Annotated in this window: 10 protein-coding genes and 1 pseudogene; all 11 read left to right on the top strand. The window is 39.4% G+C overall.

The features are described from left to right. Positions 1 to 33: 33 nt before the first annotated feature. The 11 genes and pseudogenes from L6410_RS09035 (at position 34) to L6410_RS08985 (ending at position 11,628) form a co-directional block, all read left to right on the top strand. Complete coding sequence (locus L6410_RS09035; RefSeq protein WP_237395364.1) at positions 34 to 1,149, top strand: replication initiation factor domain-containing protein; 1,116 nt, start codon at positions 34 to 36, stop codon at positions 1,147 to 1,149. A gap of 42 nt (positions 1,150 to 1,191) precedes the next feature. Then, positions 1,192 to 1,413, top strand: a complete 222-nt coding sequence (locus L6410_RS09030; protein WP_001009056.1) for a hypothetical protein — start codon at positions 1,192 to 1,194, stop codon at positions 1,411 to 1,413. A gap of 116 nt (positions 1,414 to 1,529) precedes the next feature. Beyond that, the gene (locus L6410_RS09025) at positions 1,530 to 2,027 is read left to right on the top strand and encodes an antirestriction protein ArdA (protein WP_000342539.1); all 498 of its coding nucleotides are present in this window, start codon (positions 1,530 to 1,532) and stop codon (positions 2,025 to 2,027) included. A gap of 88 nt (positions 2,028 to 2,115) precedes the next feature. Next, on the top strand, positions 2,116 to 2,508 hold the full coding sequence (locus L6410_RS09020; RefSeq protein ID WP_000723888.1) for a conjugal transfer protein: 393 nt from the start codon (positions 2,116 to 2,118) through the stop codon (positions 2,506 to 2,508). Continuing rightward, a complete protein-coding gene (gene tcpF / locus L6410_RS09015) occupies positions 2,492 to 4,939 on the top strand; it encodes a conjugal transfer ATPase TcpF (protein ID WP_237395363.1) in 2,448 nt (815 codons plus the stop codon). The genes L6410_RS09020 and tcpF overlap by 17 nt, the downstream gene beginning before the upstream one ends. A gap of 2 nt (positions 4,940 to 4,941) precedes the next feature. Then, positions 4,942 to 7,119, top strand: coding sequence for a CD3337/EF1877 family mobilome membrane protein (locus L6410_RS09010; protein ID WP_000804748.1), 2,178 nt, complete (start codon positions 4,942 to 4,944; stop codon positions 7,117 to 7,119). Continuing rightward, positions 7,116 to 8,117, top strand: a complete 1,002-nt coding sequence (locus tag L6410_RS09005; RefSeq protein ID WP_237395362.1) for a bifunctional lytic transglycosylase/C40 family peptidase — start codon at positions 7,116 to 7,118, stop codon at positions 8,115 to 8,117. The genes L6410_RS09010 and L6410_RS09005 overlap by 4 nt, the downstream gene beginning before the upstream one ends. Further along, positions 8,114 to 9,046 (top strand): conjugal transfer protein, encoded by a 933-nt coding sequence (locus L6410_RS09000; RefSeq protein ID WP_001224318.1) that lies wholly within the window; start codon positions 8,114 to 8,116, stop codon positions 9,044 to 9,046. Before L6410_RS09005 ends, L6410_RS09000 begins: the two co-directional genes overlap by 4 nt. A gap of 313 nt (positions 9,047 to 9,359) precedes the next feature. After that, positions 9,360 to 9,407: pseudogene (locus L6410_RS11110) on the top strand (hypothetical protein); the annotation flags it as partial. Positions 9,408 to 9,422: 15 nt separating this feature from the next. Further along, on the top strand, positions 9,423 to 11,342 hold the full coding sequence (gene tet(M) / locus L6410_RS08990) for a tetracycline resistance ribosomal protection protein Tet(M) (protein WP_105208278.1): 1,920 nt from the start codon (positions 9,423 to 9,425) through the stop codon (positions 11,340 to 11,342). 118 nt (positions 11,343 to 11,460) lie between these two features. Continuing rightward, entirely contained in the window at positions 11,461 to 11,628 is a 168-nt protein-coding gene (locus L6410_RS08985) for a cysteine-rich KTR domain-containing protein (RefSeq protein ID WP_000336323.1), read from the top strand. The last annotated feature ends 10 nt before the right edge of the window (positions 11,629 to 11,638 follow it).

Genomic DNA, 11,638 nt, shown 5'->3' with positions numbered 1-11,638 from the left:
ATGGGCTTTAAAAGTTGACATACGCCTTTTTGATTGGAGGGATTTTTACTGAATGAACAAACTTGGTTACAGCATTTAAAAGAAAAACGCTTGGCTTATGGACTATCTCAAAACCGTTTAGCTGTTGCGACTGGTATTACAAGGCAGTATCTAAGCGATATTGAAACAGGAAAAGTCAAGCCATCAGAGGATTTACAGCAGTCCCTTTGGGAAGCTCTGGAACGCTTCAATCCCGACGCTCCCCTTGAAATGCTGTTTGATTATGTAAGAATTCGCTTTCCGACAACAGACGTACAGCAGGTGGTCGAAAACATCTTACAACTGAAACTGTCCTATTTTCTTCATGAGGACTATGGTTTCTATTCTTATTCAGAGCATTATGCTTTAGGCGACATATTCGTCCTTTGCTCCCATGAACTGGACAAAGGAGTTCTGGTGGCTGGCGGTGTGATGAAACGCCTTGACCTTGCCATTAACGATAAGACAGGGATTTTAAATATCCCTGTACTCACTGAAAAGTGCCAACAGGAAGAATGTATCTCCGTCTTCCGCAGTTTTAAAAGCTATCGCAGTGGCGAACTGGTACGCAAAGAGGAAAAGGAATGTATGGGAAACACCCTCTATATCGGTTCATTACAAAGTGAAGTTTATTTCTGTATCTATGAAAAGGACTACGAGCAGTACAAGAAAAATGATATTCCCATTGAAGACGCAGAAGTAAAAAAACGTTTTGAGATTCGATTGAAAAATGAGCGTGCCTATTATGCAGTCCGTGATTTACTCGTCTATGACAATCCAGAGCATACCGCCTTTAAAATTATCAATCGGTATATCCGTTTTGTAGATAAAGACGATTCCAAACCTCGTTCTGATTGGAAACTGAATGAAGAATGGGCTTGGTTTATTGGGAACAATCGTGAACGATTAAAACTAACCACAAAACCAGAGCCTTACTCCTTCCAAAGGACGCTGAACTGGCTATCTCATCAAGTTGCCCCGACCTTAAAGGTTGCGATTAAACTTGATGAAATCAACCAGACGCAGGTTGTAAAAGACATTCTCGACCATGCGAAACTGACAGACCGACACAAGCAGATTTTGAAGCAACAGTCAGTAAAAGAACAGGACGTGATAACAACAAAAAAATAACTCAAATACAAATTCATTGAATATAGAGAGGAGAACATTTTTATGAATTTTGGACAAAACCTTTATAACTGGTTTCTATCAAACGCTCAATCACTGGTGCTTTTAGCAATCGTTGTGATTGGCTTGTATCTTGGCTTCAAGCGTGAGTTTAGCAAACTGATTGGCTTTTTAATTATTGCGATTATTGCGGTTGGCTTAGTCTTCAACGCTGCTGGAGTAAAAGACATTTTACTAGAGCTATTCAATCGCATTATTGGTGCTTAAATAAAACCGTTCTTTTGTGGAATATAAGTGGTTTTCTTATGTTCCGCAAAGGAATGGTACACCAAACGAAGTGCGGTAGGGATTTTTGAATCTCTACAAAGAAAGGACGTGAATATATGGACGATATGCAAGTCTATATTGCGAATTTAGGCAAATACAATGAGGGCGAATTGGTCGGTGCGTGGTTTACCTTTCCCATTGACTTTGAGGAAGTCAAAGAGAAAATCGGCTTGAATGATGAATATGAGGAATACGCCATTCATGACTACGAGTTACCCTTTACGGTTGACGAATACACTTCCATTGGCGAACTCAATCGACTATGGGAAATGGTATCGGAATTACCCGAAGAATTACAATCGGAGCTATCTGCTCTGCTCACTCATTTTTCAAGCATTGAAGAACTAAGCGAACATCAAGAGGATATTATCATTCATTCCGATTGTGATGATATGTATGACGTGGCACGCTACTACATTGAAGAAACGGGTGCTTTAGGCGAAGTACCAGCTAGTCTTCAAAACTATATTGATTATCAAGCCTATGGTCGGGATTTAGACCTTTCAGGAACGTTTATCTCAACCAATCATGGGATTTTTGAAATCGTCTATTAAATCTGTCGGTACATTACTACTGGCAGATTTTCTATTTTACGGGGTGGCTCAATCAGCTACCCCTATTTTTTATGAAAGGATTGATTACATGAAGAAAATACGAAGCTATACCAGTATCTGGTCTGTGGAAAAGGTACTGTATTCTATCAATGATTTTAGACTTCCGTTTCCCATAACCTTTACGCAAATGACATGGTTTGTCGTGTCACTCTTTGCAGTGATGATACTTGGCAACTTGCCCCCTCTTTCCATGATAGAGGGAGCATTTCTCAAATACTTTGGGATTCCTGTGGCTTTCACATGGTTTATGTCTACAAAAACTTTTGATGGTAAAAAGCCTTATGGATTTTTGAAGTCTGTCATTGCTTATGCACTGCGACCAAAGCTGACCTATGCAGGAAAAAAAGTAACGCTTGGCAGAAACCAGCCACAAGAAGCCATTACAGCAGTTAGGAGTGAATTTTATGGCATATCCAATTAAATACATTGAAAACAATCTCGTCTGGAATAAAGACGGGGAATGTTATGCTTACTATGAGCTTGTTCCTTACAATTACTCATTTCTAAGTCCAGAACAGAAAATACAAGTGCATGATTCTTTCAGACAGCTTATCGCACAAAATCGTGATGGCAAAATTCATGCTTTACAAATCAGTACAGAATCCAGCATACGTTCTGCACAAGAGCGTTCCAAAAATGAAGTCACTGGCAAGCTCAAAGCGGTTGCCTATGACAAAATCGACCAACAGACAGACGCTTTAATATCCATGATTGGCGAAAATCAAGTGAACTACCGTTTCTTTATCGGCTTTAAGTTGCTTCTCAACGATCAGGAGTTTTCTATGAAAAGTCTTACCGTTGAAGCAAAAAATGCTTTGTCTGATTTTGTCTATGATGTGAACCATAAGCTGATGGGCGATTTTGTTAGTATGAGTAATGATGAAATCCTGCGTTTTCAGAAGATGGAAAAGCTCTTAGAAAATAAAATCTCTCGTCGTTTCAAAATCCGCAGGTTAGATAAGGACGACTTCGGCTATCTGATTGAACACCTTTACGGACAGACAGGCACTGCCTATGAAGAGTATGAGTACCATCTATCAAAGAAAAAGCTGGATAATGAAACGCTGATTAAATACTATGACTTGATTAAGCCTACTCGCTGTTTGGTGGAAGAAAAACAGCGATATTTGAAAATCCAGCAGGAAGATGAAACCGTCTATGTAGCTTACTTTACCATTAACAGCATTGTCGGAGAACTGGACTTCCCGTCCTCTGAAATCTTCTACTACCAGCAACAGCAATTTACATTCCCGATTGATACGTCAATGAATGTGGAAATTGTAGCGAATCGTAAAGCCCTATCTACTGTCCGCAATAAAAAGAAAGAACTGAAAGACTTGGATAACCACGCTTGGCAAAGTGATAATGAAACCAGCTCCAATGTGGCGGAAGCTCTGGAAAGTGTGAATGAGCTGGAAACCAATTTAGACCAAAGCAAGGAATCTATGTACAAGCTGTCTTATGTGGTAAGGGTATCAGCAAATGATCTTGACGAACTCAAACGTCGTTGTAATGAAGTGAAAGATTTTTATGACGATTTAAGCGTAAAACTGGTACGACCATTTGGGGATATGCTCGGCTTACATGAAGAATTTTTACCTGCCAGCAAGCGTTATATGAATGATTATATTCAATACGTGACCTCTGATTTCCTCGCTGGTTTAGGTTTTGGTGCTACTCAAATGCTGGGGGAAAATGAGGGGATTTATGTTGGCTACAGCTTAGATACTGGACGCAATGTCTATCTGAAACCTGCTCTTGCCAGTCAAGGGGTTAAGGGTTCAGTAACCAATGCGTTAGCGTCGGCTTTTGTTGGTTCGCTGGGTGGTGGTAAATCCTTTGCGAATAACCTTATCGTCTATTATGCGGTGCTTTATGAGGCACAAGCAGTGATTGTAGACCCAAAAGCAGAACGTGGCAGATGGAAAGAAACCTTGCCAGAGATTTCCCATGAAATCAATATCGTCACTCTGACTTCTGATGAGAAAAACAAAGGCTTACTTGACCCTTATGTGATTATGAAAAATCCCAAAGATTCTGAATCACTGGCTATTGATATTCTGACATTCCTTACGGGGATTTCCTCTCGTGATGGGGAACGCTTCCCAATCCTTAGAAAAGCCATTCGTGCAGTAACCAATAGTGAAGTACGAGGGTTGATGAAAGTGATTGAGGAATTACGGGTTGAGAATACGCCACTAAGTACCAGTATAGCCGACCATATCGAAAGTTTTACAGACTATGACTTTGCACATTTATTATTCAGTAATGGTTATGTGGAGCAGTCTATCAGCTTAGAAAAACAACTGAACATTATACAGGTTGCGGACTTGGTACTTCCCGACAAGGAAACTTCCTTTGAGGAATATACCACTATGGAGCTTTTATCCGTTGCTATGCTGATTGTCATTAGTACCTTTGCTTTAGACTTTATCCATACAGACCGAAGCATTTTCAAGATTGTAGATTTAGACGAAGCATGGAGCTTTTTACAGGTAGCACAAGGAAAAACACTATCTATGAAGCTGGTTCGGGCTGGTCGTGCTATGAACGCTGGGGTATATTTCGTGACCCAAAATACAGACGACCTCTTAGATGAAAAACTGAAAAATAACCTCGGCTTAAAATTTGCATTTCGTTCCACTGACCTTAACGAGATTAAAAAGACCTTAGCCTTTTTTGGTGTAGACCCAGAGGACGAAAACAATCAGAAGCGATTGCGTGATTTGGAAAACGGGCAATGCCTTATCAGTGATTTATATGGTCGTGTCGGTGTGATACAGTTCCACCCTGTATTTGAAGAACTGCTCCATGCCTTTGATACCAGACCACCTGTGCGAAAAGAGGTGTAAATGTGAAACCATCAATAGTAAACAGAATAAAATCAAACTGGACGCTGAAACGTCTAGGTAAAGTGGCAATGACAGTGGCTTTCACACTTGTGATTGCCATTTTTCTTTTAGCCATGCTGGGAACGGTGGTTCAAGCTGCGGGCTTGGTAGATGATACGGTCAATGTGGCAAATGAATACAGCCGATACCCACTTGAAAACTATCAACTGGATTTTTATGTGGATAATAGCTGGGGCTGGCTTCCGTGGAACTGGTCGGACGGGATTGGAAAACAGGTCATGTATGGACTATATGCCATTACCAATTTTATTTGGACAATCAGTTTGTATGTTTCCAATGCGACAGGTTACTTAGTACAGGAAGCCTATTCCTTAGACTTCATTTCCGCTACAGCAGATTCCATTGGTAAGAATATGCAGACCTTAGCTGGTGTGAGTGCAAACGGATTTTCAACAGAGGGTTTCTATGTTGGATTCCTCTTACTCTTGATTTTGGTTCTTGGAGTTTATGTTGCCTATACGGGACTGATAAAGAGAGAAACCACAAAGGCAATTCATGCCATTATGAATTTTGTGCTGGTGTTTATCCTATCGGCTTCCTTTATTGCCTACGCTCCCGACTACATTAAAAAAATCAATGACTTTTCATCAGACATCAGTAATGCCAGTTTATCACTTGGCACGAAGATTGTCATGCCCCATTCCGATAGTCAAGGCAAGGACAGCGTGGACTTAATCAGAGATAGCCTGTTTTCCATACAGGTTCAGCAACCGTGGCTACTGCTTCAATACAACAGTTCAGACATTGAAAGTATCGGTATTGACCGTGTGGAAAGCCTGCTCTCCACCAGCCCAGATTCCAACAATGGCGAAGACAGAGAAAAAATTGTTGCGGAAGAAATTGAAGACAGAAGCAATACCAATCTAACCATTACAAAGACCATTAACCGTTTAGGTACAGTCTTCTTCCTATTTGTCTTCAATATTGGGATTTCCATATTTGTATTCCTATTAACAGGAATCATGATTTTCTCGCAGGTACTTTTTATCATCTATGCTATGTTTCTGCCTGTGAGCTTTATTTTAAGCATGATTCCATCATTTGATGGTATGTCAAAACGAGCCATAACAAAGCTCTTTAATACCATTTTGACACGAGCTGGAATCACATTGATTATTACGACAGCATTTAGTATTTCAACCATGCTCTATACCTTATCGGCTGGTTATCCGTTCTTTTTGATTGCTTTTCTACAGATTGTGACCTTTGCAGGAATCTACTTCAAGCTGGGCGATTTAATGAGTATGTTTTCTCTACAGAGTAACGATTCTCAAAGTGTGGGAAGTCGTGTGATGAGAAAACCTCGTATGCTTATGCACGCTCACATGCACCGTCTACAGCGGAAACTTGGACGTTCCATGACTACTCTAGGGGCTGGGTCTGCCATTGTTACAGGTAAAAAAGGACAGTCGGGTTCGGGGAGTTCTGCAAGGACACAAGCAGATCACTCCCGACCAGACGGAAAGGAAAAATCAACACTTGGAAAACGTATCGGTCAAACCATCGGTACAGTAGCTGATACCAAAGACAGAATGGTAGACACTGCTAGTGGTTTGAAAGAACAGGTTAAAGATTTGCCGACCAATGCAAGATATGCAGTATATCAAGGAAAATCCAAAGTAAAAGAGAATGTCCGTGATTTAACCAGTAGTATTTCTCAAACCAAAGCGGACAGAGCCAGTGGACGCAAGGAACAGCAGGAACAAAGGCGAAAAACCATTGCGAAGCGTCGCTCTGAAATGGAACAGGTCAAACAGAAAAAACAGCCTGCTTCTTCTGTTCATGAAAGACCGACTACAAGACAAGAACAATATCATGATGAACAGACCTCAAAACAGTCTAATATTCAGACTTCATATAAGGAATCTCAACAAGCCAAACAAGAGCGTCCAGCAGTTAAGTCCGATTTTTCAAGTCCAAAAGTGGAACGCCAAGGCAATACCGTTCAAGAAAAAACCGTTCAAAAGCCAGCAACTTCAACCACTACAGCAGATAGAACTTCACAACGTCCAATCACAAAAGAACGTCCGTCTACTGTTCAAAGAGTACCACTACAAAATACAAGAAGTAGACCACCAATCAAAACCGCCACCATTAAGAAAGTCGGTAAGAAACCATGAAGTTGAAAACTTTAGTGATTGGTGGTTCTGGATTATTCTTGATGGTCTTCTCACTGCTTCTGTTTGTTGCCATTTTATTTTCAGATGAACAGGACAGCGGAATTTCCAATATTCATTATGGAGGTGTGAATGTTTCCGCAGAAGTGCTGGCTCATAAGCCTATGGTAGAAAAATATGTCAAAGAATATGGCGTTGAAGAATATGTCAACATACTTCTTGCGATTATACAGGTGGAATCGGGCGGTACTGCGGAAGATGTTATGCAGTCCTCGGAATCCCTCGGTCTTCCACCTAATTCATTGAGTACAGAAGAATCCATTAAGCAAGGTGTGAAGTATTTCAGTGAATTATTAGCCAGTAGCGAAAGGCTCAGTGTAGATTTAGAATCGGTTATCCAGTCCTACAATTATGGTGGTGGTTTCTTAGGGTATGTGGCTAATCGTGGAAATAAATATACCTTTGAACTGGCTCAAAGTTTCTCAAAAGAGTATTCAGGTGGCGAAAAAGTGTCTTACCCCAATCCCATAGCCATACCTATCAATGGGGGCTGGCGATACAACTATGGCAATATGTTTTATGTGCAACTGGTAACGCAGTATCTTGTCACAACAGAGTTTGATGATGATACGGTACAAGCCATCATGGACGAAGCACTGAAATATGAGGGCTGGCGATACGTTTACGGTGGAGCTTCCCCGACTACTTCTTTTGATTGTAGCGGACTGACACAATGGACGTATGGAAAAGCTGGAATTAACTTACCACGAACCGCACAACAGCAATATGATGTGACCCAGCATATCCCACTATCGGAAGCACAAGCTGGCGATTTGGTTTTCTTTCATTCTACCTATAACGCTGGCTCTTATATTACTCATGTTGGGATATACCTTGGCAATAACCGTATGTTTCATGCAGGCGACCCAATCGGTTATGCCGACTTAACAAGCCCCTACTGGCAACAGCATTTAGTGGGAGCAGGACGAATCAAACAATGAGAAAGGAAGATTTAATGATGAAATTTAGAAAAAATCAGAATAAAGAAAAACAGATACCAAAGGAAAAGAAACCTCGTGTCTATAAGGTCAATCCTCATAAAAAGGTTGTGATTGCCTTGTGGGTACTTTTAGGGCTTAGTTTCAGCTTTGCGATATTCAAGCACTTTACAGCTATAGATACTCATACTATTCACGAAACAACTATCATAGAAAAGGAATACGTTGATACTCATCATGTAGAAAATTTTGTAGAGAACTTTGCGAAAGTCTACTATTCATGGGAGCAATCCGATAAGTCCATTGATAATCGAATGGAAAGTCTAAAAGGCTATCTGACAGATGAACTTCAAGCTCTCAATGTTGATACAGTACGCAAAGATATTCCTGTATCGTCTTCTGTAAGAGGATTTCAGATATGGACGGTAGAGCCAACTGGCGACAATGAGTTTAATGTAACCTACAGTGTAGACCAGCTCATTACAGAGGGAGAAAATACAAAGACCGTCCACTCTGCTTATATAGTGAGTGTCTATGTAGATGGTTCTGGAAATATGGTACTGGTTAAGAATCCGACCATTACCAACATACCTAAGAAATCAAGTTATAAACCAAAAGCCATTGAAAGTGAGGGGACGGTTGATTCCATTACAACCAATGAAATCAATGAGTTTTTAACGACGTTCTTCAAGCTCTATCCTACAGCGACAGCCAGTGAACTTTCCTACTATGTGAATGACGGGATATTAAAACCAATCGGAAAAGAGTACATCTTTCAAGAACTGGTAAATCCTATTCACAATCGTAAGGATAATCAAGTCACGGTATCGCTGACAGTGGAGTATATCGACCAGCAGACCAAAGCAACGCAGGTATCTCAATTTGATTTGGTACTTGAAAAGAACGGGAGTAATTGGAAGATTATAGAATAACAAATATTGGTACATTATTACAGCTATTTTGTAATCACGTACTCTCTTTGATAAAAAATTGGAGATTCCTTTACAAATATGCTCTTACGTGCTATTATTTAAGTATCTATTTAAAAGGAGTTAATAAATATGCGGCAAGGTATTCTTAAATAAACTGTCAATTTGATAGTGGGAACAAATAATTGGATGTCCTTTTTTAGGAGGGCTTAGTTTTTTGTACCCAGTTTAAGAATACCTTTATCATGTGATTCTAAAGTATCCGGAGAATATCTGTATGCTTTGTATGCCTATGGTTATGCATAAAAATCCCAGTGATAAGAGTATTTATCACTGGGATTTTTATGCCCTTTTGGGCTTTTGAATGGAGGAAAATCACATGAAAATTATTAATATTGGAGTTTTAGCTCATGTTGATGCGGGAAAAACTACCTTAACAGAAAGCTTATTATATAACAGTGGAGCGATTACAGAATTAGGAAGCGTGGACAAAGGTACAACGAGGACGGATAATACGCTTTTAGAACGTCAGAGAGGAATTACAATTCAGACAGGAATAACCTCTTTTCAGTGGGAAAATACGAAGGTGAACATCATAGACACGCCAGGACATATGGATTTCTTAGCAGAAGTATATCGTTCATTATCAGTTTTAGATGGGGCAATTCTACTGATTTCTGCAAAAGATGGCGTACAAGCACAAACTCGTATATTATTTCATGCACTTAGGAAAATGGGGATTCCCACAATCTTTTTTATCAATAAGATTGACCAAAATGGAATTGATTTATCAACGGTTTATCAGGATATTAAAGAGAAACTTTCTGCCGAAATTGTAATCAAACAGAAGGTAGAACTGTATCCTAATATGTGTGTGACGAACTTTACCGAATCTGAACAATGGGATACGGTAATAGAGGGAAACGATGACCTTTTAGAGAAATATATGTCCGGTAAATCATTAGAAGCATTGGAACTCGAACAAGAGGAAAGCATAAGATTTCAGAATTGCTCCTTGTACCCTGTTTATCATGGAAGCGCAAAAAGCAACATAGGGATTGAGCAGCTTATAGAAGTGATAACGAATAAATTTTATTCATCAACATACAGAAAGAAGTCTGAACTTTGCGGAAATGTCTTCAAAATTGAATATTCGGAAGAAAGACAACGTCTTGCATATGTACGCCTTTATGGCGGAATCCTGCATTTGCGGGATTCGGTTAGAATATCGGAAAAGGAAAAAATAAAAATTACAGAAATGTATACTTCAATAAATGGTGAATTATGTAAAATTGATAAGGCTTATTCCGGGGAAATTGTTATTTTGCAAAATGAGTTTTTGAAGCTAAATAGTGTTCTTGGAGATACAAAGCTATTGCCACAGAGAGAGAGAATTGAAAATCCGCTCCCTCTGCTGCAAACAACTGTTGAACCGAGCAAACCTCAACAAAGGGAAATGTTACTTGATGCACTTTTAGAAATCTCCGACAGTGACCCGCTTCTACAATATTATGTGGATTCTACGACACATGAAATCATACTTTCTTTCTTAGGGAAAGTACAAATGGAAGTGACTTGTGCTCTATTGCAAGAAAAGTATCATGTGGAGGTAAAAATAAAAAAGCCTACAGTCATTTATATGGAAAGACCGTTAAAAAAAGCAGAGTATACCATTCACATCGAAGTGCCACCGAATCCCTTCTGGGCTTCCATTGGTCTTTCTGTAGCACCGCTTCCATTAGGGAGCGGAGTACAGTATGAGAGCTCGGTTTCTCTTGGATACTTAAATCAATCGTTTCAAAATGCAGTTATGGAAGGGATACGATATGGCTGTGAACAAGGATTGTATGGTTGGAATGTGACGGACTGTAAAATCTGTTTTAAGTATGGCTTATACTATAGCCCTGTTAGTACCCCAGCAGATTTTCGGATGCTTGCTCCTATTGTATTGGAACAAGTTTTAAAAAAAGCTGGAACAGAATTGTTAGAGCCATATCTTAGTTTTAAAATTTATGCACCACAAGAATATCTTTCACGAGCATATAACGATGCTCCTAAATATTGTGCGAACATCGTAGACACTCAATTGAAAAATAATGAGGTCATTCTTAGTGGAGAAATCCCTGCTCGGTGTATTCAAGAATATCGTAGTGATTTAACTTTCTTTACAAATGGACGTAGTGTTTGTTTAACAGAGTTAAAAGGGTACCATGTTACTACCGGTGAACCTGTTTGCCAGCCCCGTCGTCCAAATAGTCGGATAGATAAAGTACGATATATGTTCAATAAAATAACTTAGTGTATTTTATGTTGTTATATAAATATGGTTTCTTGTTAAATAAGATGAAATATTTTTTAATAAAGATTTGAATTAAAGTGTAAAGGAGGAGATAGTTATTATAAACTACAAGTGGATATTGTGTCCTGTATGTGGAAATAAAACACGATTAAAGATAAGGGAAGATACTGAATTAAAAAAATTCCCCCTCTATTGTCCGAAATGCAGACAAGAAAATTTAATTGAAATAAAGCAGTTCAAAGTAACTGTGATTACAGAGCCAGACGCAAAGACGCAGAGCCGATAAAATGAGATTA

It is taken from the genome of Streptococcus parasuis (genome assembly GCF_021654455.1).
GTDB lineage: Bacteria > Bacillota > Bacilli > Lactobacillales > Streptococcaceae > Streptococcus > Streptococcus parasuis.
This window is presented reverse-complemented; position numbering and strand designations above follow the sequence as displayed.

Excerpts from the sequence above, each read along its gene's own strand:
- L6410_RS09005 (WP_237395362.1), top strand. The coding sequence starts at position 7,116 with ATGAAGTTGAAAACTTTAGTGATTGGTGGTTCTGGATTATTCTTGATG.
- L6410_RS09000 (WP_001224318.1), top strand. The coding sequence starts at position 8,114 with ATGAGAAAGGAAGATTTAATGATGAAATTTAGAAAAAATCAGAATAAA.
- L6410_RS09020 (WP_000723888.1), top strand. The coding sequence starts at position 2,116 with ATGAAGAAAATACGAAGCTATACCAGTATCTGGTCTGTGGAAAAGGTA.
- L6410_RS09030 (WP_001009056.1), top strand. The coding sequence starts at position 1,192 with ATGAATTTTGGACAAAACCTTTATAACTGGTTTCTATCAAACGCTCAA.
- L6410_RS09025 (WP_000342539.1), top strand. The coding sequence starts at position 1,530 with ATGGACGATATGCAAGTCTATATTGCGAATTTAGGCAAATACAATGAG.
- tcpF (WP_237395363.1), top strand. The coding sequence starts at position 2,492 with ATGGCATATCCAATTAAATACATTGAAAACAATCTCGTCTGGAATAAA.